This is a genomic window from Paraburkholderia fungorum, from assembly GCF_900099835.1.
Taxonomy (GTDB): Bacteria; Pseudomonadota; Gammaproteobacteria; order Burkholderiales; family Burkholderiaceae; genus Paraburkholderia; species Paraburkholderia fungorum_A.
This window is the reverse complement of sequence record NZ_FNKP01000001.1, coordinates 1,376,835-1,398,959: the sequence shown is the minus strand read 5'-3', so window position 1 is coordinate 1,398,959 and position 22,125 is coordinate 1,376,835. Positions and strand designations below refer to the sequence as shown.

At 63.2% G+C, this 22,125-nt stretch carries 22 protein-coding genes; 14 read left to right on the top strand and 8 right to left on the bottom strand.

Going from position 1 to position 22,125, the window contains the following annotated elements; all coding sequences use genetic code 11:
- Window positions 1–8 precede the first annotated feature (8 nt).
- The 6 genes from kdpA to BLS41_RS06150 form a co-directional block, all read right to left on the bottom strand.
- Window positions 9–1,814, bottom strand: coding sequence for a potassium-transporting ATPase subunit KdpA (kdpA, locus tag BLS41_RS06175; protein ID WP_074763496.1), 1,806 nt, complete (start codon window positions 1,812–1,814; stop codon window positions 9–11).
- Window positions 1,811–1,903 (bottom strand): K(+)-transporting ATPase subunit F, encoded by a 93-nt coding sequence (gene kdpF, locus BLS41_RS06170; RefSeq protein ID WP_007583461.1) that lies wholly within the window; start codon window positions 1,901–1,903, stop codon window positions 1,811–1,813. Before kdpF ends, kdpA begins: the two co-directional genes overlap by 4 nt.
- Complete coding sequence (locus tag BLS41_RS06165; protein WP_007175652.1) at window positions 1,900–2,013, bottom strand: hypothetical protein; 114 nt, start codon at window positions 2,011–2,013, stop codon at window positions 1,900–1,902. The genes kdpF and BLS41_RS06165 overlap by 4 nt, the downstream gene beginning before the upstream one ends.
- Window positions 2,014–2,286: 273 nt before the next feature.
- Window positions 2,287–3,261, bottom strand: coding sequence for a quinone oxidoreductase family protein (locus tag BLS41_RS06160; protein WP_074763495.1), 975 nt, complete (start codon window positions 3,259–3,261; stop codon window positions 2,287–2,289).
- 82 nt (window positions 3,262–3,343) lie between these two features.
- Window positions 3,344–3,733 carry a methylglyoxal synthase gene (locus tag BLS41_RS06155; protein WP_074763494.1) on the bottom strand — a complete coding sequence of 130 codons (390 nt, stop codon included), beginning with the start codon at window positions 3,731–3,733 and terminating at the stop codon, window positions 3,344–3,346.
- A 209-nt stretch (window positions 3,734–3,942) separates the two neighbouring features.
- Window positions 3,943–4,722, bottom strand: coding sequence for an SDR family oxidoreductase (locus BLS41_RS06150; protein ID WP_074763493.1), 780 nt, complete (start codon window positions 4,720–4,722; stop codon window positions 3,943–3,945).
- A 238-nt stretch (window positions 4,723–4,960) separates the two neighbouring features.
- Between BLS41_RS06150 and upp the strand changes: the two genes are divergently transcribed.
- The 14 genes from upp to BLS41_RS06085 all read left to right on the top strand — a co-directional run bounded on the left by upp (window position 4,961) and on the right by BLS41_RS06085 (window position 19,591).
- A complete protein-coding gene (gene upp, locus BLS41_RS06145; protein WP_074763492.1) occupies window positions 4,961–5,611 on the top strand; it encodes a uracil phosphoribosyltransferase in 651 nt (216 codons plus the stop codon).
- 709 nt (window positions 5,612–6,320) lie between these two features.
- The gene (locus tag BLS41_RS06140; RefSeq protein WP_074763491.1) at window positions 6,321–7,049 is read left to right on the top strand and encodes a YebC/PmpR family DNA-binding transcriptional regulator; all 729 of its coding nucleotides are present in this window, start codon (window positions 6,321–6,323) and stop codon (window positions 7,047–7,049) included.
- Window positions 7,050–7,370: 321 nt separating this feature from the next.
- Window positions 7,371–8,669 carry a phosphoribosylamine--glycine ligase gene (purD, locus tag BLS41_RS06135; protein ID WP_074763490.1) on the top strand — a complete coding sequence of 433 codons (1,299 nt, stop codon included), beginning with the start codon at window positions 7,371–7,373 and terminating at the stop codon, window positions 8,667–8,669.
- A 263-nt stretch (window positions 8,670–8,932) separates the two neighbouring features.
- Window positions 8,933–9,856, top strand: coding sequence for an oxygen-dependent coproporphyrinogen oxidase (hemF, locus tag BLS41_RS06130; protein WP_074763489.1), 924 nt, complete (start codon window positions 8,933–8,935; stop codon window positions 9,854–9,856).
- A 31-nt stretch (window positions 9,857–9,887) separates the two neighbouring features.
- The gene (locus BLS41_RS06125; protein ID WP_083379937.1) at window positions 9,888–10,628 is read left to right on the top strand and encodes a nicotinate-nucleotide adenylyltransferase; all 741 of its coding nucleotides are present in this window, start codon (window positions 9,888–9,890) and stop codon (window positions 10,626–10,628) included.
- Window positions 10,629–10,632: 4 nt separating this feature from the next.
- Complete coding sequence (gene rsfS / locus BLS41_RS06120; protein ID WP_074763487.1) at window positions 10,633–11,094, top strand: ribosome silencing factor; 462 nt, start codon at window positions 10,633–10,635, stop codon at window positions 11,092–11,094.
- A gap of 73 nt (window positions 11,095–11,167) precedes the next feature.
- Window positions 11,168–11,638, top strand: coding sequence for a 23S rRNA (pseudouridine(1915)-N(3))-methyltransferase RlmH (gene rlmH, locus BLS41_RS06115; RefSeq protein ID WP_074763486.1), 471 nt, complete (start codon window positions 11,168–11,170; stop codon window positions 11,636–11,638).
- A gap of 281 nt (window positions 11,639–11,919) precedes the next feature.
- Window positions 11,920–12,549, top strand: coding sequence for a Maf family protein (locus BLS41_RS38275; protein ID WP_143026227.1), 630 nt, complete (start codon window positions 11,920–11,922; stop codon window positions 12,547–12,549).
- A gap of 9 nt (window positions 12,550–12,558) precedes the next feature.
- Complete coding sequence (rng, locus tag BLS41_RS06110; protein ID WP_143026226.1) at window positions 12,559–14,028, top strand: ribonuclease G; 1,470 nt, start codon at window positions 12,559–12,561, stop codon at window positions 14,026–14,028.
- 445 nt (window positions 14,029–14,473) lie between these two features.
- On the top strand, window positions 14,474–14,725 hold the full coding sequence (locus tag BLS41_RS06105) for a hypothetical protein (protein ID WP_074763485.1): 252 nt from the start codon (window positions 14,474–14,476) through the stop codon (window positions 14,723–14,725).
- A 203-nt stretch (window positions 14,726–14,928) separates the two neighbouring features.
- Entirely contained in the window at window positions 14,929–15,354 is a 426-nt protein-coding gene (locus tag BLS41_RS06100) for a CopG family transcriptional regulator (RefSeq protein ID WP_074766320.1), read from the top strand.
- A 74-nt stretch (window positions 15,355–15,428) separates the two neighbouring features.
- Complete coding sequence (locus BLS41_RS06095) at window positions 15,429–16,523, top strand: extracellular catalytic domain type 1 short-chain-length polyhydroxyalkanoate depolymerase (RefSeq protein WP_074763484.1); 1,095 nt, start codon at window positions 15,429–15,431, stop codon at window positions 16,521–16,523.
- Between the two features lie 244 nt (window positions 16,524–16,767).
- The gene (locus BLS41_RS06090; protein WP_074763483.1) at window positions 16,768–19,143 is read left to right on the top strand and encodes an ATP-binding protein; all 2,376 of its coding nucleotides are present in this window, start codon (window positions 16,768–16,770) and stop codon (window positions 19,141–19,143) included.
- A gap of 10 nt (window positions 19,144–19,153) precedes the next feature.
- A complete protein-coding gene (locus BLS41_RS06085; RefSeq protein ID WP_074766318.1) occupies window positions 19,154–19,591 on the top strand; it encodes a response regulator in 438 nt (145 codons plus the stop codon).
- An 81-nt stretch (window positions 19,592–19,672) separates the two neighbouring features.
- Here the strand turns inward: BLS41_RS06085 and BLS41_RS06080 are convergent, their stop codons facing one another.
- Window positions 19,673–21,349, bottom strand: a complete 1,677-nt coding sequence (locus tag BLS41_RS06080; RefSeq protein WP_074763482.1) for a sensor histidine kinase — start codon at window positions 21,347–21,349, stop codon at window positions 19,673–19,675.
- A 19-nt stretch (window positions 21,350–21,368) separates the two neighbouring features.
- Window positions 21,369–22,034, bottom strand: coding sequence for a biliverdin-producing heme oxygenase (locus BLS41_RS06075; protein ID WP_074766316.1), 666 nt, complete (start codon window positions 22,032–22,034; stop codon window positions 21,369–21,371).
- Between the last annotated feature and the right edge of the window lie 91 nt (window positions 22,035–22,125).

The window sequence follows — 22,125 nt, the reverse complement described above, 5'->3', positions numbered from 1 at the left end:
GGGCAGCATCAATGCGCACCCATCATCATCAGATGTTCGACACCCGGGCCAAGCGCGAGCGCAGGCACATACGTCAGCGCACCCACCAGCAGCACCGTGCCGAGCAACAGCACGACGAACAGCGGACCATGCGTCGGCAACGTGCCGCCGGTCACGCCGATGCGCTTCTTCGCGGCAAGCGAGCCGGCGATTGCAAGCACCGGAATGATCGTGCCGAAGCGGCCGAACCACATCGCGATGCCAGTGAGCCAGTTGTAGAACGGCGTATTCACGGACAGCCCCGCAAACGCGCTGCCGTTGTTGTTCGCGGCCGAGCTGAACGCGTAGAGGATTTCGGAGAAACCATGCGCGCCCGGGTTGGCGATACCGGCCTTGCCCGCGTCGGTGAGCACCGCGATCGACGTGCCGACCAGCACCAGCAGCGGCGTCAGCAACACGACGATCGACACCATCTTCATTTCGTACGCTTCGATCTTCTTGCCGACGTATTCGGGCGTGCGGCCGATCATCAGCCCCGCGACGAACACGGCGAGCAACGCGAACACGAGCATCCCGTAAATCCCGGAGCCCACGCCGCCGAAGATCACTTCGCCGAGTTGCATCAGCAGCATCGGGTAGAGGCCGCCGATCGGCGTCAGCGAGTCGTGCGTATTCGCCACCGCACCGCACGAAGCCGCCGTGGTCGCGACCGTGAAGATGCCCGATTGCGCGATGCCGAAGCGCGTTTCCTTGCCTTCCGCATTGCCGCCCGACTGCAATGCATTCGCCGATTGATCGACGTTCAACGCGGTCAGCGCGGGATTGCCGCTTTGCTCCGCGCTGATTTCCCCGAACACGCAGACGCCGAACGCAATCGTCATCGCCGCGAGCACGGCGACGCCCTGCTTGCGGTCGCCGATCATGCGTCCGAACACCAGTGCGAGCGCGGCCGGAATGATCAGGATCGAGAAGATTTCCAGGAAGTTCGAGAACGGCGTCGGGTTTTCGAACGGATGCGCCGAGTTGCCGTTAAAGAAGCCGCCGCCGTTGGTGCCGAGCATCTTGATCGCTTCCTGCGAGGCGACCGGGCCCATCGCGATGGTCTGCGTTTTGACGGGCGTATCGACCGTGACCGCGTTGCCCTTCGCGTCCTTCACCGGATTGCCTTGCGCGTCGAGTTTCGGCGCGGCGTAGCTGGTGGTTTGCAGCGTCGGGACGTCCTGATAGGCCTTGAAGTTCTGGATCACGCCCTGGCTCATCAACAGAGCCGCGACGATCATCGACATCGGCAGCAACACGTAAAGCGTCACCCGCGTGATGTCGACCCAGAAGTTGCCGATGGTTTGCGCGGTGTGCCGCCCGAAGCCGCGAATCAGCGCGATCACCACCACGATGCCGGTGGCGGCGGACAGGAAGTTCTGCACGGTCAGGCCGAGCATCTGCGTCAGATAGCTGACAGTCTGCTCGGGTGTGTAGTCCTGCCAGTTGGTATTGGCGACGAAACTGATCGCGGTGTTGAATGCGCCGTCGACCGTCATCGGGCCGAATTGCTGCGGATTCGCGGGCAGCCAGCCTTGCACGCGCAACAGCCCGTAAAGAAACAGCACGCCGATCACATTGAACGCGATAGTGGCGATCGCGTAGTGCTTCCAGCCCATTTCCTGCGATGGATCGACTCCCGCGACGCGATACAGCAAACGTTCGAGCGGGCCGCCGAAGCGGACCACGCGCGAGCTGCCATCCATCACCGCACTCAGATAGCGGGCCACCGGCACGGCGGCGGCCAGCAGCACGACGATGAAAAGCCCCGCCTGGAGGACATTGTTCGAGTTCATTCAATGTCCTCCGCGCGCAACAGCGCATAGACCAGATAGGCAAACAGCAGCGCGGTGGCCGCGCCGGACAACCATAGAATCCAGTTCATGACCGTGCTCCCTGGCCACGACGGAACTGCATCAACTTCTCGCAGCCGGCGATCAACGCAAAGGTCAGCGCGGCAAACAGCACGAGCCCCCCGACATACAGCACATCCATTTTTGTTCTCCATTGACGGACTTTGGATAAATGGAACGGTATGCCGAAGCGTCTAAAGGGCTGGTCAAAGAACGGGGGGCGCGCGTAAAAATCGCGTAAACGAAGAAGGCCGTTCCATCGGGAGATGGAACGGCCTTGGGATGTGCAAGCAGGAAATTAAAGCTTGGCGCAGGTGGCTCGTGGTACGGGTGGTGGCCGCCATTCGCACATCGCGTTACCCTGCCGGCGACTTATCAGGAAGTTGAAGATCGCGCCGGCGCCATCGGCCTGTTTTTACGGCATCAACACCGTCGAACCCGTCGTCTTGCGGCCTTCGAGATCGGCATGTGCCTGTCCGACATCCGCCAGCGCATAACGCTGATTCACGCTCGTCTTCACCTTGCCCGACACCAGCACGTCGAACAGTTCCGCCGACATCGCCTCGTAGTCGCTGCGTTTTGCGATGTACGTGAACAGCGTGGGGCGCGTAAAGAACAGCGAGCCGCGTCCGGCGAATTCCGACGAATCGATCGGCGGCAAACGACCCGATGCATTGCCGAAGCTCACGAACATGCCGAGCGGCGCGAGGCAGTCGAGCGAGCCCGTAAACGTGTCCTTGCCGATCGAGTCGTACACCACCGGCACGCCCGCGCCGTCGGTGATCTCGCGCACGCGCTTCGTAAAATTCTCGCGCGTATAGACGATTGCATGGTCACAGCCATGTGCCTTCGCGATCTCGGCTTTCTCGTCGGAACCGACCGTGCCGATCACCGTCGCGCCCAGCGCCTTGGCCCACTGACACACCAGCAGACCGACGCCGCCCGCCGCGGCCTGAATCAGGATCGTGTCGCCCGCTTTCACCGGATAAGTGCGGCGCAGCAGATACTGCGCGGTGAGACCTTGCAGCATCACCGAGGCCGCCTGCTCGTCGCTCAAGGCGTCGGGCACCTTGACGGCCTGCAGCGCCGGCAGCACGCGCTCCTGCGCATACGCGCCCGGCGGACGCGCGACATAGGCCACGCGGTCGCCCGCTTTCAGACCGGTGACGCCCTCGCCCACAGCCGTCACTTCACCCGCCGCTTCCATGCCGAGCCCGCCGGGCAGCGGCAGCGGATACAGACCGGTGCGGAAATACACGTCGATGTAGTTCAGCCCGACCGCCGTCTGCCGGATGCGAATCTCGCCCGCGCCGGGTTCGCCCACTTCGACGTCGACCCATTTCATCACCTCGGGGTCGCCGGGCTTATCGAATCGGATTGCTTTCGTCATCATGTCTCCTTGATGTGAGGTGTCGTTCGGATTGTGTTGTTCAGATGTGCGCCCGGACGCGCCGCGAACCCGCGCCGTCGGGTCAGACCTGCTCGCTCAAACGCAGCGTCAGCACGTCGAGCACCATGCGCGCGGTCGAGATATTCGTCGCGCACGGAATGTTGTGCACGTCGCACGCGCGCACCAGCGCGTTGATGTCCGGTTCGTGCGGCTGCGGCGTCATCGGATCGCGTAAAAAGATCACCATGTCCACGCGCCCTTCCGCGAGCTGCGCGCCAATCTGCAAATCGCCGCCATGCGGGCCCGACAACATGCGCTCGACTGTCAGGCCATGCGCGTCGGCGATGCGTCCGCCAGTCGTGCCGGTCGCGAGGATGTCGCAGCGCCGGAGCGTATCGACGTATTCGCCGGCCAGTTTGACGATGTCGTCCTTCTTGTGATCGTGCGCGATCAGCGCAATGCGGGTGGTCATGACGTAAGACTCCTGGAACCTGTGTGATTGTCGTTGTTGTGGTGATGCCGTGAAGCTGCTTCTACTAATTGCTGCCGGCCGCGCTTTTTAGCGCCGCCTTTTTTCGCACGCGTGATTTTGCGCGTGCACGACGAATGCGCCTGAACGCCTCTAGCTGCTCGCCGCCGCTCTATCGCCGCGCCGGACCGCATCCGTTCAGGCGCGTCGCGTCAGAACGTGCCCGGATAGGCGCCACCGTCGATCAGCCAGTTCTGCCCGGTGATATACCCGGCATGCGTGCTGCACAGGAACGCGCACGCGCGGCCGAACTCGTCGCGGTTGCCGAAGCGCCCGGCGGGAATCGTCTTCATGCGCTGCTTGCGAGCGTCGTCGACGGAAATGTTCTGGTTGCGCGCCTGCGCCTCGAACGTGACCGCGATGCGGTCGGTGTCGAACAGGCCCGGCAGCAGGTTGTTGATCGTCACGCCGGTCGGCGCGACCTTGCGAGCCAGCCCCGCGACGAAGCCGGTCAGCCCCGAGCGCGCCCCGTTCGATAGACCCAGCACGTCGATCGGCGCCTTCACCGCCGAACTCGTAATGTTGACGATACGGCCATAGCCGCGCGCGCTCATCGTGTCGATGGTCGCGCGGATCAGCTCGATCGGCGTCAGCATGTTGCTTTCCAGCGCGCGGATCCAGTCCTCGTGCGAGAAGTCGCGGAAGTCGCCCGGCGGCGGCCCGCCCGCGTTATTCACGAGGATGTCCGGCTGCGGACAGGCGGCGAGCGCCGCGGCCCGGCCTTCGGGCGTAGTGATGTCGCACGCGACGGTTTTGACTTCCACGCCGCTCTGCTTGCGGATTTCCTCGGCGGTCGCTTCCAGCGTCTCGGCGGTGCGCGCGACGATCGTCAGATTGACGCCCTCGGCGGCGAGCGCTTCCGCGCAACCGCGTCCCAAGCCCTTGCTGGCCGCGCAAACCAGCGCGGTGCGTCCTGCGATTCCCATGTCCATTGTGTGTGTCCTTGAGGCGGTGTTCCGGCGCATTGGCGCGCCTGGGTGGCAAAGTTTCCCCCGATTCTAGAAGAATCGGTGCCGGACTGCGCCGGGCCGCTTCAATCTCCGGTATCTTCGGACTGCACTCTTTCGGTAAACTTGCGCCGTGGCGCGTCCGCCAGCCAGCCGCTTGGCGGGCCGGGCGGCACGCCGAACCGAATCCGATGATCCCTCTTGCGCAGCTTGCGCCCCCGCCATGACCCAGGACAGCCGTTTTCCCAATCTTTTCATCCTCGATCACCCGCTGATCCAGCACAAGCTGTCACATATGCGCGACCGGGACACCTCGACCCGCACGTTCCGTGAACTGCTGCGCGAAATCACGCTGCTGATGGGCTACGAAATCACCCGCAATCTGCCGATGACCACGCGCCCGATCACCACGCCGCTGGTCGATATCGACGCGCCGGTGATCGCCGGCAAGAAGCTCGCGATCGTGCCGGTGCTGCGCGCCGGTATCGGCATGTCGGACGGCCTGCTGGAACTGGTGCCGTCGGCGCGGGTGGGCCACATCGGCGTATATCGCGCCGACGACCACCGGCCGGTCGAATATCTGGTGCGTCTGCCGGATCTCGAAGATCGCGTGTTCATCCTGTGCGATCCGATGGTCGCGACCGGCTACTCGGCCGTGCACGCGGTCGACGTGCTCAAGCGCCGCAACGTGGCCGGCGAGAACATCATGTTCCTCGCGCTGGTGGCGGCGCCCGAAGGCGTGCAGGTGTTCCAGGACGCGCATCCGGACGTCAAGCTGTACGTGGCGTCGCTCGATTCGCACCTGAACGAGCACGCGTACATCGTGCCGGGTCTCGGCGACGCCGGCGACCGCCTGTTCGGAACGAAAAACTGAGGTTGGGCCGACCGGCCCGGCCGGGATCGCGCCTGCGGGCGCGATCCCGACTACAGCCCGAAACGGGCTGGCGAAATGCTTCGAAGGCGGCCGGGCGGCCATCGTCCGGATTCTCTCCGCACACTTTCCGCGTTGTTTCCCGCTACGTTCCCCTCTGCCGCCCCCCTTCGGCGTGATAAAATTCGAATCCGCTCCAGAAGCGGCTTGATTGGCACCGCCATAGCTTTACCGGTTTCAACCGCAGCTTTTTGCACCCTTTTTGCTTCTGTTGCAGCACGTACGGCTGCCTCGTTGGCAAGCCCTCGGCACCACCGGTCCCAGAACCGTTCGCTCCGCCGCCCATCACCGCGTTGCGCGTTGCGCGCCAACCCGGGGCCTGTCCGGCCAGCGCCGTGTTCGCCGCATGCGAGCCGCCCGGCTCACCGCGCCAGCGACTGCCGGTTCCGTTGGCTGGGACCCGTTCAGGCAAGCGCGCGGGCTTGAGGGCTGTACGGGCAGCACCGGCCTGGATCTCACCGGCTGCCTGGGAAACGGCCTGCAAATCGGGGCCCTGCAAATCGGCGGCAACCGGACAGTCTCACAGGCGGCTTCATCAAGAGACGGTTTTGACATCGAGGCGCGCGGAAATCGCATAAAACGCGAGCGCCCGACATCGCAACGACAATTGCACTATGCGTGCGCCCTGCGGGCGCGCGCGACGGAGAAATGTATGGCGGGTCATTCGAAATGGGCCAACATCAAGCATAAGAAAGCAGCGGCCGACGCCAAGCGCGGCAAGGTCTGGACGCGGCTCATCAAGGAAATTCAGGTCGCGGCCCGCATGGGCGGCGGCGAAATCGACTCGAACCCGCGTCTGCGGCTCGCCGTCGAAAAGTCGTACGACGCCAACATGCCGAAAGACAACGTCAACCGCGCGATCCAGCGCGGCGTGGGCGGTGTCGACGGCGCGAGCTACGAAGAAATCCGCTACGAAGGCTACGGTATCGGCGGCGCGGCGGTGATCGTCGACACGATGACCGACAACCGCACCCGCACGGTCGCGGAAGTGCGTCACGCGTTCTCGAAGAACGGCGGCAACATGGGCACGGACGGCTCGGTGTCGTTCATGTTCGATCACGTCGGCCAGTTCCTGTTTGCGCCCGGCACCGCCGAAGACAAGCTGATGGAAGCCGCGCTCGAAGCCGGCGCCGACGACGTCGTCACGAACGAAGACGGCAGTATCGAAGTGCTGTGTCCGCCGAACGATTTCCCGAAGGTGAAGACCGCGCTCGAAGCTGCGGGCTTCAAGGCCGAGCTGGCCGAGGTGACGATGAAACCTCAGACGGAAGTCGAATTCACCGGCGACGACGCGGTGAAAATGCAGAAACTGCTCGACGCGCTGGAAAATCTGGACGACGTGCAGGAAGTCTATACAAACGCCGCGATCGCCGACGAGTGAGCGTGCTCCGGCCAGGCGTGGCGCGCGGGTTCGCATTGAACCGCGCCATGCCGGCCGGTTGGCCCTCGCGTCGTTGCTGAGCGGGCGTTGCAGAATGGGTTGCCGCGCTGCTGCGCGAACCCTTCGCAGCATCCATCAAGGTTGGTCCGGGCTGCGTCCGCCGGTTAGCCAGTGCGGGTGAAGCTAGCGCGAATTTTGCTGCTCTGCTGCCTGATTGCCTGCATGATTGCCTGCCTGCTGCCTTCACGCGTTATCGCTGTTCATTGCACGGCTGAGCTTCGCGCTTCAGCCGTTTATGGTTTTTAAGTCTCGGGGATTCACATGAAGTTACTCGTCGTCGGTTCCGGCGGTCGCGAACATGCACTCGCATGGAAGCTCGCGCAATCGCCGCGGGTTCAGCTCGTCTACGTTGCTCCGGGCAACGGCGGCACCGCCCAGGACGAGCGTCTGCGCAACATCGACATCACCGAGCCGGCAGCGCTCGCCGATTTCGTCGAACAGGAACAGATCGCTTTCACGCTGGTCGGCCCGGAAGGTCCGCTGGCAGCCGGCATCGTCAACCTGTTCCGCTCGCGCGGTCTGAAGATTTTCGGACCGACGAAGGAAGCCGCCCAGCTCGAAAGCTCGAAAGATTTCGCGAAGGCCTTCATGAAGCGCCACGCGATCCCGACCGCCGAATACGAAACCTTCGCCGACGTCGCCGCCGCGCACGCGTATCTGGACGCCAAGGGCGCGCCGATCGTGATCAAGGCCGACGGCCTCGCCGCCGGCAAGGGCGTGGTGGTCGCGCAAACGCTGGAAGAAGCGCACGCCGCGGTCGACATGATGCTGTCCGACAACAAGCTCGGCGACGCCGGCGCGCGTGTCGTGATCGAAGAGTTCCTCGCGGGCGAAGAAGCCAGCTTCATCGTGATGGTCGACGGCAAGCATGTGCTGCCGCTCGCTTCGAGCCAGGACCACAAGCGCCTGCTCGACGCCGACCAGGGCCCGAACACCGGCGGCATGGGCGCTTACTCGCCCGCGCCGATCGTCACGCCGCAACTGCACGCCCGCGTGATGCGCGAAATCATCCTGCCGACGGTGCGCGGCATGGAGAAGGAAGGCATCCGCTTTACCGGCTACCTGTACGCCGGTTTGATGATCGACGCGCAAGGTAACCCGAAAACGCTCGAATTCAACTGCCGTATGGGCGACCCCGAAACGCAGCCGATTATGGCGCGTCTGAAGGGCGACTATTCGAAGGTCGTCGAGCAGGCGATTGCCGGCACGCTCGACACGGTCGAACTCGAATGGGACCGGCGTACCGCGCTGGGCGTCGTGCTCGCCGCGCACAACTACCCGGACACGCCGCGCAAGGGCGACCGCATCAACGGCATTCCGGCTGAGACGGCCGATTCGGTCACGTTCCACGCCGGCACCACGCTCGCCGACGGCAAGCTGACCACCTCCGGCGGCCGCGTGCTGTGCGTAGTCGGTCTGGCGGATTCGGTACGTACCGCGCAATCGGTCGCGTACGAAACGATCAACCAGATTTCGTTCGACGGCATGCAGTATCGTCGCGACATCGGCTACCGCGCGATCGGCCGCAAGCACGACGCGAAGACCGAAGGCAAGCAGTAAGCCAACACCCCGCTCACCCGCGTGTCGCGTCAACGGCGCTACACTGCGGGTTTTCGCGCCGGGTTGCGACCGCGGGTTATAGCCGGTGACACCGCGGGTTCGCCGGTGCGGCCAGGTCCCGGGCCTGCAGCAAGCACCACGCAGGCCCGCGCGAAACACCGTACGGCCCCGTCTTCGCCAATCCTCGCTGACGAAGACCCGGCCGTCGCCCTTCACGAAGAACCCGCGACACGTTCAGCGTGCCGCCCTCAGCATCTGCATTCATGACCGATTCGAGCTACGACGCACAGGCTGTGCGCAGTTGGCTGCAAGGCCTGCAAACGCAAATCGCGGACACGCTCGGCGCGTTCGACGGCCAGCCGTTCGCAACCGACACCTGGCAGCGCGCCCCCAGCGAGAAGTTGCGCGGCGGCGGCTGCACGCGGATTCTCGAAGGCGGCAACTTCTTCGAGCGCGCGGGCATCGGTTTCTCGGATGTCGCCGGCGACGCATTGCCGGGTTCGGCCAGCGCGGCCCGGCCGCAACTGGCCGGGCGCGGTTTCGAGGCGATGGGTGTGTCGCTCGTGCTGCATCCGCACAATCCGCACTGCCCGACCGTGCACATGAATGTGCGTCTGCTGATCGCGACCAAGGCTGGCGAAGAGCCGGTGTTCTGGTTCGGCGGCGGCATGGACCTGACGCCGTACTACGGCTACGAGGAAGACGCGCAGCACTTTCACCGCACCTGCCGCGACGCGTTGCAACCGTACGGCGCGGACCTGTACCCTGAGTTCAAGCGCTGGTGCGACGAGTATTTCTTCCTCAAGCACCGTAACGAACCACGCGGAATCGGCGGAATTTTCTTCGACGACTTCTCGGCGCCGGGCTTCGATCAATCGTTCGCGATGCTCAAAAGCGTCGGCGAAGGATTTCTCAAAGCGTACCTGCCGATCATCGAAAAGCGCCGCAACATTCCGTATGGCGAGGCCGAGCGCGACTTCCAGGCATACCGGCGCGGCCGCTACGTCGAGTTCAATCTGGTCTTCGACCGTGGCACACTGTTTGGATTGCAGAGCGGCGGCCGCACGGAATCGATCCTGATGTCGATGCCGCCTGTGGTGAACTGGCGCTACAACTGGCAGCCCGAGCCGGGCACGCCGGAAGCGCGTCTTTATAGCGATTTTCTCGTGCCGCGCGAGTGGGTGTAACAAGGCGCGGTTCGCCCGCAGCCTGCTCACCGTGGCCACGACAAAGGATCTTCACCTGAAGCCGAACGCTCACCCTGTTGCCCTGCCTCGCCGGATCGGTCTGCTAGGCGGCACTTTCGACCCGATCCACGACGGCCATCTGGCGCTCGCGCGGCGTTTCGCCGACGTGCTGCAACTGACCGAACTGGTGCTGCTGCCGGCCGGCCAGCCGTGGCAGAAATCGGACGTGACGGCCGCCGTGCATCGTCTGGCGATGACGCGCGCGGCGGCTACGTCGCTCGTGCTGCCGGGCGTCACGGTGCGGGTCGCGACCGACGAAATCGATCACGACGGCCCGACTTACACACTCGACACGCTGAAGCTCTGGCGTGAACGCGAAGGCGACGATGCCTCGATCGCGCTGTTGATGGGCGCGGATCAGCTCGTGCACCTCGACACATGGCGCGACTGGAAGCATCTGTTCGACTTCGCCCACATCTGCGCGGCCACCCGGCCCGGTTTCGATCTTGCGTCGATACCTCCGGTGGTCGCTCAAGAAATCGACGCGCGCCGTGCCCGCGTCGACGTTCTGCAAGCTACGCCCTGCGGCCACTTGCTGATCGATACGACGCTTGCGTTCAACGTCTCGGCCACCGAAATTCGCGCGCATCTGCGCGAACAGGTGAGCCAGCAACTAGCCCTCGCGGGCGGCGAACAGCAAGACCAGGCGGCGAGCCATGTCCCCACTGCGGTGTGGGACTATATTCTTCAACATCATCTGTACCACCGGTAACCCCATGGATATTCGCAAACTACAACGCGTGATCGTCGACGCTCTCGAAGACGTCAAGGCGCAAGACATCAAGGTGTTCAACACCAGCCACCTGACCTCGCTGTTCGATCGCGTGATCGTCGCGAGCGGCACGTCGAACCGGCAAACCAAGGCGCTGGCTTCGAACGTGCGCGACAGCGTGAAAGAAGCAGGCGGCGACGTCATCAGCACCGAAGGCGACGACGTCGGCGAATGGGTGCTGGTGGACTGCGGCGACGCAGTCGTCCACATCCTGCAACCGGCGCTGCGCCAGTACTACAACCTCGAAGAAATCTGGGGTGACAAGCCGGTGCGCCTGAAATTGTCCACGCCCGATCCGTTCGGCGGCGCGCGTTCGAGCGAGCCCGACGACGAGGAAGAGGACGAAGACGGCGAAGCAGCTGCTGCGAAGAAGCCGGCGCGCAAGACTGCGGCCAAGCGCAAGTAAGCCCAGATCAGCGGACTTTGCGGGCCGGCTATCGCCCGTAAAGATCGCGGCTCCCTCCTTCATTGCATCGCTGATGAAACTGCACATCCTCGCCGTCGGCCACAAGATGCCCGACTGGATCGCCACCGGCTTCGACGAATACGCGAAGCGTATGCCGCCCGAACTGCGCATCGAGCTGCGCGAAATCAAGCCCGAGCAGCGCTCGTCGGGGCGGTCGGCGGAGAGCGTGATGGCCGCCGAGCGTGTGAAGATCGAAGCCGCGTTGCCGAAGAACGCGCGCATCGTCGCGCTCGACGAACGCGGCAAGGACTGGACCACGATGCAACTGGCGACCGCGTTGCCCGGCTGGCAGCAGGACGGCCGCGACGTCGCGTTCCTGATCGGCGGTGCCGACGGGCTCGATCCTGACCTGAAGTCGCGTGCCGACATGCTGCTGCGCGTGTCGAGCCTCACGCTGCCGCACGCGATGGTCCGCGTCCTGCTCGCCGAACAGCTTTACCGCGCGTGGACCATCACGCAAAATCACCCCTATCATCGCGTGTGAGCGGATCACGCGGCGAGGCTGAAAAAGCGTGGCGTTGGCCAGGCGTTTCCAGTTTTGCTGCTGACGCCGCACCGACGCGCGTGTCGCTGTTTTGCGCCGATCTCCGGCGTCGATCTCCGTGTTGATCCTCTCCGTCGCGCCGATCGACGCCTGACCGGTGCGATGGATTGCGCACCTTCGCATCCATCGTACCTGGCGCACGTTCATCGCCGACACCTCGCGCGCCCTTCATGCGCTGACACGCGCGCTCACGCAACCCGCCCATCTTTCGAGACCCGTTCATGCCCACGTCCGCCGACTCGCTGCATCCGTTCGTCTACCTCGCTTCGCAAAGCCCCCGCCGCCAGGAGTTGCTGCAACAGCTCGGCGTGCGTTATGAACGGCTGCTGCCGCGTCCCGATGAAGATGCCGAAGCGCTCGAAGCTGAGTTGCCCGGCGAACGCGCACACGACTACGTGCAGCGGGTGTGCATCGCGAAGGCCCACGCGGCGCGCGAGCGGCTCGTCGCAGGCGGCCACGCTGCGCGGCCAATCCTGGTTGCAGACACAACCGTCACGATCGACGACGCGATTCTCGGCAAGCCCGTCGATGCCGACGACGCCATCGCGATGCTCACGCGCCTCGCGGGCCGCGATCACGAAGTGCTGACCGCCGTCGCGGTGGTCGATGCGCAAGGCTCGTTGCTGCCCGCCGCGTTATCGGTGTCGAAGGTGCGTTTTGCTGCACTGCACGCAGATGCGATCCGTCGCTATGTGGCAAGCGGCGAACCCCTCGGCAAAGCGGGCGCTTACGGCGTGCAGGGACGCGCAGCCGAGTTTATCGGTCATATCGACGGGTCCTATTCAGGTATCATGGGTTTGCCGCTTTTTGAAACCGCTGCCCTCCTGCGTGCAGCGCGCATCGACTTCTAAAATAACATCATGAATGAAGAAATCCTGATCAATGTCACGCCGCAGGAAACGCGCGTCGCGCTGGTCCAGCAAGGCGCCGTCCAGGAACTTCACGTCGAACGAACGCTGTCGCGCGGGCGCGTCGGCAATGTCTATCTCGGCAAGGTCGTTCGTGTTCTGCCGGGCATGCAATCCGCTTTTATCGACATCGGCCTCGAACGCGCCGCGTTTCTTCACGTCGCCGATATCTGGCATCCACGTATTGCTGGTGAACCTGCACATCAGGCACCGCATCAGCCGATCGAAAAGATCGTCTTCGAAGGTCAGACGTTGATGGTCCAGGTCGTCAAGGACCCGATCGGCACGAAGGGCGCGCGGCTGTCCACGCAAGTGAGCATTGCCGGGCGCACGCTGGTGTATCTGCCGCAGGAGCCGCATATCGGCATCTCGCAGAAGATCGAGAGCGAAGCCGAGCGCGACGCCGTGCGCAAGCGTCTGACCGCCGTGTTGCCCGCCGACGAGAAAGGCGGCTATATCGTTCGTACGATTGCTGAAGATGCGACCAGTGAAGAACTGGCCGGCGACGTCGCGTATTTACGCAAGACGTGGGCGACGATCGTTGCGCAAGGTCAGCGCATGCCGCCCACCAGCCTGCTCTATCAGGATCTGAATCTGGCGCAACGCGTGCTGCGCGATTTCGTCAACGACGAAACATCGCGCATTCAGGTCGACTCGCGCGAGACGTATCAGATGCTCGCCGATTTTGCGGCTGAATTTACGCCGGCGGTGTCGTCGAAGCTGCATCACTACACGGGCGAGCGGCCGTTATTCGATCTGTACAACATCGAGGCGGAAATTCAGCGCGCGTTGTCGCGCCGGGTCGATCTGAAGTCGGGCGGCTATCTCGTGATCGATCAGACCGAGGCGATGACCACCATCGACGTGAATACCGGCGGCTATGTCGGCGCGCGTAATTTCGACGACACGATTTTCAAAACCAACCTTGAAGCAGCGCATACGATTGCCCGGCAATTGCGGCTGCGGAATCTGGGCGGCGTGATCATTATCGACTTCATCGATATGGAAAACGTCGAGCATCGCGACCAGGTATTGGGAGAATTGAAGAAGGCGCTGTCTCGTGACCGGACGCGAGTAACTGTGAATGGTTTTTCGCAGTTGGGGCTGGTGGAGATGACCCGTAAGCGCACGCGTGAGTCGCTCGCGCATGTGTTGTGCGAGCCTTGCCCGGTGTGTCAGGGGAAGGGCCAGGTCAAGACGCCGCGAACGGTTTGCTACGACGTGCTGCGTGAGATTCTGCGCGAGTCGCGGCAGTTTAACCCGCGTGAATTCAGAGTGGTGGCTTCTCAGCAGGTGATTGATCTGTTCCTCGAGGAAGAGTCGCAGCATCTGGCGATGTTGATCGACTTTATCGGCAAGCCGGTGTCGTTGCAGGTGGAATCGAATTTGAGTCAGGAGCAATACGATATTGTGCTGATGTAGCTCGATTGACGATTAGCCATGTTCATGTGAAATGACTGGCAGGCTTTGGTGCCGATCGTTTCCAGGAATCAGGTTAATGAGGTTTCCTCCACATGAAGCCGACCCAAATGGGTCGGCTTTTTCATTTGCTTCGATCCAAATCGCGTAGCTCGCGTATTCCAAAAACAACTGCACTCAACGATTTGTCAGGTTGACCCCGTCGCTAGATACGGGACCAGGTAATGCGCGGTACTGAACTGAAAACAGACGCATCGCAACGTTGGATGATGTACCGCAAAGACGCGTATCAAAGTGGGCGCGACTTTCTCACGACAGTGCAGAAGCAGGCGGCGAGAACGACAAGAAATTAACGCAGCGCGCCTACGCCGCTCATCAGGACCGCCCTTTGCTCTCCTGTCTGTTAAGCGTGCTCAGAGCGACGCTCCGTCATAACGGGAGAGGGAAAATGATCCGATTGATCAGCATCGTCGTCATATCGGCCAGTCTCGCTGGCTGCGTCGTCGCACCACCGTATGGCTACGGCTACGATCCCGGGCCCGTCTATCAGACCGCTCCAGGTTACTACGGTTACCCTCCGGGCTATCCGGGCTATTACGCCGCGCCGTCAATCGATGTCGGCGTCGGCATCGGCTTTGGTGGCTACTACGGCGGCCATGGCGGAGGCCATGGAGGCGGCCACGGTGGACATGGTCATTGAGCGTGTCCCAGGTAGGGGGTTCAACAAACGTCAAGCCACTCGCGCCCGGTGACGCGGCGCCTGCACATCCGTGTCAATTACCCTCGCCTCGCCTCGCCCCTCCCGACCCCAAATTTTCCCTTTGACGGCCATCCCACGAGAGGCGTATAACCATCCCAATGGATGTTAATTGGATGGCGCCAAGCTATCTATCTCTCGAAAATATGCCCAAACTCAATCTCGTCGACACCTCCCGCCCCAAAGGCGGCGAGACCGAAAAAATCACCATCAACCTCGGCCCGATCGACCTCGGTCAGATCGATCTGCTAGTCGAAGAAGGCTTTTACTCGACCCGAACCGACCTGATCCGAACCGCGATCCGCAATCAGCTTGCCGTACACGCGCAGGTCGTCACCGAAACCGTGACGCGGCGCGCGATGGTGCTCGGTCTACAGCATTTCTCACGACGCGACCTCGAAGCGGCCCAGGCCGCAAACGAGCAGTTCGACGTCCATGTGCTGGGGCTGGCCAGCATCGCCGCCGACGTATCGCCCGAACTCGCCGTTGCGACGATTGCATCGGTGGTGGTGCTCGGCGCGTTTCACGCGTCGCCTGCGGTCAAGGCGGCGCTCAAGGGGCGCATCCGCTGAAGCAGAAGCCCTACGCGCACGCCACCACCGCCGCCTCGCCGACGCAAACCAACACCACGGACACGAACCTCCCCATGAACAAAGATTTCCTGAAATCGATGAAGGACGCCTTCGAGCTATTGCGCACGAAAGGCCCTCATGAAGCGACCGCCGCCGTTCAACGCGCGCTAGGCGGCGCTCATGTCCCACCGGTCCACACTCAGACGCAGCCGCCGCCGTTCACCCCGCCGTCCGCGAGCAACTGGGCGCAAGCGTGGACCGAAGCGCAAAGCCACACGAAGCCCGGCCCGCACACCGACGACCCCTTCACCATCGACGCCGAATCGCCCGGCACCGTCAGCACGCACACCTTCACCAACAGCGCGGGCCAGCGTCAATACAAGCTGTATGTGCCGACCGGCTACAAAGACGAACCCGTACCGCTCATCGTGATGCTGCATGGCTGCACGCAGAACGCCGACGACTTCGCGGCAGGCACGCGCATGAACGAACTGGCCGAGCGTCAGCGGTTCATCGTCGCGTATCCGGTTCAGCCGCAATCGGCCAATCATTCGAAATGCTGGAACTGGTTCAAGCCTGCGGATCAGCAGCGTGATCACGGCGAGCCGTCGTTGATTGCGGGCATCACGCGTGAAGTCATGGCGCACTACCGGATCGATCCGGCGCGCGTCTATGTGGCGGGTTTGTCGGCGGGCGGCGCGATGGCGGACGTCATGCTGAAAACCTCGCCCGATCTGTTCGCGGCGGCCGGTGTCCATTCGGGACTCGCATACGGAAGCGCGAAAGACCTGCCCTCGGCGCTCGCCGCGATGAAGGGCGGCAAGACGCCCCGTCATCGTGCAAACGTAGCGCCACAGCGTCCGCTGATCGTGTTTCACGGCGACGCGGACAAAACGGTTCATCCGTCGAATGCAGCGCAGCTTCTCGCATCGTTCGATGCAGGCTCCGCGACGGTCTCCGCGCCATCGTCAACGGCACGCGGCGCACACAACGCCACGGTGCAAAAGCTCGTCGCGTCGAACGGTGTCGAAGCGGAAAACTGGACGATCCACGGTGCGGGCCACGCATGGTCCGGCGGCAGCCAGCGCGGCACGTACACGGACCCGGCGGGCCCGGATGCATCGGCGGAAATGCTGCGATTTTTTCTTGAGCATCCGCGCGGGGAATGAGGCTTGCGCGGCCAACGCAGGCGTGCAATACCGAGGTCGAAGCACGGCGACCGCGCAAAGCTACTTGCGAGATAAACGCACCATAAGAGCAGCTAACACGGCACCCACGCGGCGACAAAAAAACAAAGGCGTGACATCACGCCCACGTCGCTGCCCGCGAACTTCCGCTGTCCCAATCACAACGCCGCCAGAACACGCCCCGGCCCCCTATGCGAAAATGCAGCGTACTGTTCCTGGAGCACGCATGGCAGACCTGACATCTTCCGCGTCTTCGGCAGTCGAAGCTGACTGCGCGAGAGAGCCCATCCACATTCCCGGCGGCATCCAGCCGCACGGCTTTTTGTTCAGCATCGCCGAAGACGGCACATTGCTGCAGGTCAGCGCGAATGTCGCGGCCCTCACCGGTTCGCCCGCAGAACACGCGCTGGGCCAGCCGATTGCTCACATTGTCGGCGACGAATGGGCGGCACGCGTTGTCGAAGCGCTGGCCTCGCATCTGGAAGAAGGCATCCCCCTCTACATCGGCTCGATGGACGACCCGCGCGCGAACGGCGCCGCTGCGCGCGTCAAGCCGTTCGCGGTCATCGTGCATCGGCATCAGGGAATCGCGTTCGTCGAACTGGAGCCCGCGCGCGGCACGAGCGACGTGTTCGCGTCGATGTATCCGCTGGTGCGCACGTTCATCAACCGTCTGCAGGACATCGAAACGGTCGAGGGTCTCGCTCAACTCGCCGCCGACGAAGTGCAGCGCATCACCGGTTATGGCCGCACGCTGGTCTACAACTTCGACAACACGGGCAGCGGCCAGGTGATCGCGGAACATATCGAGCCGGGTTACGCGTCGTACGACGGCCAGCACTTCCCGGCCTCGGACATCCCGGCGCAGGCGCGCGCGCTCTACGTGCGCAACCGCATCCGTCTGATTGCGGATGCCGACTACCAGCCCACGCCGCTGGTGCCGCCGCTGCATCCGTCGACGGGCAAGCTTACCGATCTCACTTACGCGTCGCTGCGCAGCGTCTCGCCGGTCCACGTGCAGTACATGAAGAACATGGGCACGTTTTCGTCGATGTCGATGTCGATTGTTGTACGCGGCAAATTGTGGGGGCTGATTTCGTGTCATCACGACAGCGCGCGCGTGCCGCCGTTCGAAGTGCGTACCGCGTGCGAGCACATCGCACAGGTGCTGTCGTTGCAGATCGAAGCGAAAGAAGATCACGCGCAGGCCGAGTACCGGCTCGAATTGCGCCGCACGCTCGCGCGGCTGCTCGCGACCATGGCCAATAGCGAGAGCTTCACCGACGCGCTCGCCAACGATCCGAAGGAACTGCTTGGGCTGACCGCATCGACCGGCGCGGCGATTGTGTTCGACGGCCGCATTCTGCTGGTCGGCACGACGCCGCACGAAGCGGAGGTGACGAAGCTGGTCGAATGGCTCGACACGCAAGTGGACGAAACCTTCGACACCGACACGCTCGCCACCGCCTGTACCGTCCTGCCGCCGCATCCTGACTACGCGGGGCTGCTCGCGGTGTCGATTTCGAAGCTGTTCCGCAATTACGTGCTGTGGTTCCGCGAGGAAGTCGTGCAGACCATCAAATGGGCCGGCGACCCGCGCGTGAAACTCGCGGGCCTGGCCGACTCGCTGTCGCCGCGCAAGAGTTTCGATGTGTGGACCGACACGGTGCGCGGCCGCTCGCTCGCGTGGCGTCCGGCCGAACTCGAAATCGCCGTCGAATTCCGCACGGCGTTGCTCGGGATCGTGCTGCGCCGCGCCGAGGAACTCGCGCAACTGGCGCTCGAACTCGGTCGCGCGAACAAGGAACTTGAAGGCTTTTCGTACACGGTGTCGCACGATTTGCGCGCACCGTTGCGGCACATCGTCGGTTTCGCCGATCTGTTGCGTGAACTGGAAAGCGAACGACTGAGCGAACGCGGCAGTCATTTCGTCGAGCGAATCATTTCGTCGGCGCGGTTCGGCGGCAAACTCGTCGACGACCTGCTCGCGTTCTCACAGATGGGTCGCGCGGCGCTGCGTCCGCAATCGGTCGATCTGAAAACAATGGCCGAAGCGCTCGCCGCCGACGAGATCAAGGACGCGCCCGCGCGCTCGATTACGTGGCGTATCGACGAACTCGGCCACGTCAACGCAGACGCCGTGCTGATGCACGTGGTGCTCCGGAATCTGATCGAGAACGCTGTAAAATTCACCTCGACCCGCGAGCATGCGGTGATCGAAATCGGCCGCCAGGCGGGCACAGGCGAACTTGCCGGCCAGCACGTGTTTTTCGTCAGGGACAATGGCGTGGGTTTCGACATGCGCTACGTCGATAAACTGTTCGGCGTGTTCCAGCGCCTGCATCGCGTGGAAGAATTCGAGGGGACGGGCATCGGCCTTGCTGGTGTCAAACGCATCATTGAAAGGCATGGCGGTAAAACCTGGGCAACCGGTGAAATCGACCAGGGCACGGCGGTATATTTTTCTCTTCCGCATGTGTTCGTCGCCGACCCGAGCGACGGCGAGGAATCCGCGGCGGCGGCCGTGGCGCGACTGACTGCGTTGTCACCGGGCAAGCGTTTCCGCCCCGTGCCGAAGGACTCAAAAGATGAATCAAAATGAAGGAAACAACGTGTTAAGACCGATCCTGCTGGTGGAAGACAATCCGAACGACGTGGAATTAACGCTGATCGCGCTCGAAAAAACGCGCCTCGCGAATCCGGTCGTGTCGCTGCGGGACGGCGAAGAGGCGCTGCAATACCTGCGCCGCGAAGGACAATGGGCGGATCGCGCGGATGAAAATCCGGCAGTGATTTTGCTCGACAAGAAACTGCCGAAAATCGACGGTCACGAAGTGCTGAAGGCAGTACGCGGCGATGACGGCCTTAAGCGCATTCCGGTGGTGATGCTCACGTCGTCGCGAGAAGAAAGCGATTTGCTGCGCAGTTACGATCTCGGCGTGAATGCGTATGTGGTGAAGCCCGTCGCGTTCGACGACTTCATGGCCGCGATCAACGATCTCGGCATGTTCTGGGCAGTGTTGAACGAACCGCCGCCGTACCCGCGTTGATCCGGCGCGCGTCAGCGCCTGGAAGCGCAGGCGCTGTCAGCCTTCCTTCCTGATGCTTGCGCCGCTCAAAAAGCGGTTCGATCAGCGATACACCGGCAGCGTGACCCTGAACGTCGAGCCCTGCCCCACACCCGGACTCTCGGCGCAAATCGTCCCACCGTGCAGATCCAGCAGATTCTTCACGAGCCACAGCCCCAAGCCCAAACCGGCGATACGCCCTGACCCGTTCGCGCTGAACTGCTGAAAGCGTTCGAAAATGCGCTCCAGCGAGTCGCCATCGAGACCCGCACCCGTATCGTGCACCGCCAGTTCAACGCGCTCGCCCACGGCCCGCACCGACAGACTGATCGTGCCGTTCGCGCTGAACTTCACTGCGTTCGACACCAGATTCCACACCACCTGCTTCATCCGGTTCTCGTCGGCGAGCACCATCACGGATGCGAGATCGTCGGCGATCAGCGTCAGCCCCTTGGCTTCGGCATGCATGCGCATGTCTTCGGCGACGATCCCGGCGAGTGCGCCGAGATCGACCGGTTGCAGAGTCACCGACAGTTTTCCGGTGACGATCGCGCCGCTGTCGAGCAGGTCGTCGACCATATGCGAAAGCTGCCGCGCATTGCGGCTGATCACGCCGGTCGCGCGCGTCACATGCGAGGGGTCGGCGGAACGTTGCAACAAATCGGTCCACGACATGATCGCCGACAGCGGCGAGCGCAACTCGTGGCTGACGGTCGTGACGAAATGATCCATCGCCATCGCGAGCCGTTCGCTGTGTTCGCGCGCCCGCTTCTCGCTCGCGGCGATCTCGCGCTGCTCAAGTTCCGCTTCCTTGCGCGACGTGATGTCGAGCGTGAAGCCGATCACCGAACTCAACGTGCCGTCCGGCAGAAAGCGGCCTGTACCGCGCACGAGGATCCAGCGGATCGCCCCGCTCGCCCAGCCGATCCGGTAGTCGACTTCGAAATGTTCGTGCGCGGCCAGCGCCTGATTCATTGCCGCGCGCAGACGGTCCCGGTCTTCGGGATGCACGATCTGCTCGAACAGACGCTGCTCGGACAAAGCCGACGTCGGACCCAGGCCGAGATTGGTCTTGCATTGATCGGTGCATTCGATCACGCCGGTGGCCGGATCGAGTTCCCACGCGCCGAGTTGCGAAAACGCCATCGCGAGCTGAAAGCGTTCCTGATGTTCGCGCAACTGCGCGCGGGCTTCGTCGGCGAGAAGCAGGCGTAACTGCGCCTGCGAGCGCAGCTTTGCACGCTCGCGCTGGTCGCGTTCGTAGTCGGAGATTTGTGTGGTGACTTCGCTGACACGCAGCACGATGTGACCGCTCAGGTTCCCCGGTTCGCCCTGACCCGGCGATGCGGCGAGCAGGCTCGCCTTGACCTTCCAGTAGCGCGGCACCCGCTGCCCGGCGCTCTCTTCTTCACCGGCTCCGTCGTCCTGATGCACGGGCATCTCGTAGCGAAACAGCGGTGACCATTTCGGTTGCGCGCCCGACAGTTCGCGCAACGCGGTAGTCAGCCACGTACGGCGAGCGTCGCGCTGTTCGGCGGTGCCGAACTGGTTGGTGTCGAGAATCGATTTGCCCTGCAGATCAATCAGCGACTGTCCGGTCAGATCGAGATAACGCGCGTTGGCGAGCACGATCTCATAGCGGCGATTCAGGATCACATAGGCTTCAGGCAGCAGATCGAAGACGGCGGCGGCGTCGAGTGCAAACGTGGACGCGGGAGGATTCTGGCGGAAGCTATCCATGAACGGAATCCCGGAACGCTCAGGCGAGGCTCGTGCAGGCAGCCCCGGCGGGACGCTGCGCGAGTTCGATCAGACGGTCGAAGGCGTCGGCCGCGCCGCGGCACGCTTCGTCAATCGAAACGGGGGTTTGCACTTCGGCGGCAATGGCGCGCGTAAAAGCTCGCCAGCGCGGACCGAGCGTGTCGCGGCCCGCGTCGAGATAGCCGAGCGGATGCGGTGCGAGGCGCTCCTTCAGGCGCGCGTACAGGACTGCGCCGCCCAACTGCGAACCTTCGATCACATAGCAGACGCCCCAGCGATAAGCGGCGCTCTGCGGCCCGCTCCAGCGACGCGCGCGGCCCGCCGATGCAATCTCGTCGATCCCGGCAAGATCGCGCGGACTCACGGACGCATTCGCGAGATCGGCGTCGATCAATGCGAGCCGGTTCATGCTTGCAGGGAGTGCCGGCGACTGCGGGCCGTCGTTGAAAGTCTGGAGCCATGCGTCGAGCGGTTCGAGCCAGTCGCGCAAGATTGCCAGGTGAGCGAGGTAATCGCGCAATGCAACGCTATCGACCGACAGCGGCATGATTTCGTGGAGCAATTCATGGCGCTCGGCTGTGGCGTCGCGCAACGCGGCGATCACGCCAGGCGTGCTGTCTTTTTCGCTCGATGAGCGGCCAGCGGATTCAGATGTGTCGATCAAGTGAGTCCGGTTCAACATGAATGAGCAGAGTCCGATTATAGAGGTGCCCGTTTATCGGCGCGACAAGGGATTTGCAAGGATCGCGTCGCGC